The following is a 1062-nucleotide window of genomic DNA, read 5'->3' as shown; positions in this document are numbered from 1 at the left end:
AACCCGTTGTGGGGTAGCCGTAGCGAAAGCGAGTCCGAATAGGGCGTTTGAGTCGCCGGGTCTGGACCCGAAGCGGAGTGATCTACCCATGGCCAGGGTGAAGCAGCAGTAAGATGTTGTGGAGGCCCGAACCCACTTAGGTTGAAAACTGAGGGGATGAGCTGTGGGTAGGGGTGAAAGGCCAATCAAACTCCGTGATAGCTGGTTCTCCCCGAAATGCATTTAGGTGCAGCGTCGCGTGTTTCTTGCCGGAGGTAGAGCTACTGGATGGCCGATGGGCCCTCACAGGTTACTGACGTCAGCCAAACTCCGAATGCCGGTAAGTGAGAGCGTGGCAGTGAGACTGCGGGGGATAAGCTTCGTAGTCGAGAGGGAAACAGCCCAGATCGCCGGCTAAGGCCCCTAAGCGTGTACTAAGTGGAAAAGGATGTCCGGTCGCGAAGACAACCAGGAGGTTGGCTTAGAAGCAGCCACCCTTGAAAGAGTGCGTAATAGCTCACTGGTCTAGTGGCTGGGCGCCGACAATGTAGCGGGGCTCAAGTACACCGCCGAAGCCGCGGCATTCACACTTTTGAGTGTGGATGGGTAGGGGAGCGTCGTGCAGCCGTAGAAGCAGCAGTGTGAACTAGTTGTGGAGGCTGCGCGAGTGAGAATGCAGGCATGAGTAGCGAATGACAAGTGAGAAACTTGTCCTCCGGATGACCAAGGGTTCCTGGGCTAGGTTAATCCTCCCAGGGTGAGTCGGGACCTAAGGCGAGGCCGACAGGCGTAGTCGATGGACAACGGGTTGATATTCCCGTACCCGTGTCAGATCGCCCATGATGAATCAGTTGTACTAACCGTCCTGATGAGGCTGGATCACCTTCGGGTGGCGTGCCTTGGATGCACGGGACCTCGGCTGGTAGTAGTCAAGCGATGGGGTGACGCAGGAAGGTAGTGGGGCCAGTCAGTGGTTGTACTGGTGTAAGCCTGTAGGGCGAATCGTAGGTAAATCCGCGGTTCATGTGCCTGAGAGGTGATGCGTAGCCGTTGCGGCGAATTCCATGATCCTATGCTGCCGAG

Annotated in this window: 1 rRNA gene; it reads left to right on the top strand. The window is 56.9% G+C overall.

Features of this window, described 5'->3' with window-relative positions:
- A 23S ribosomal RNA gene (locus tag ACYVHG_RS15790) occupies positions 1-1062 on the top strand; the annotation flags it as partial.

It is taken from the genome of Tsukamurella serpentis, assembly GCF_054780975.1.
The sequence above is the reverse complement of the archived record's forward strand: the minus strand, read 5'-3'. Positions and strand labels throughout refer to the sequence as shown.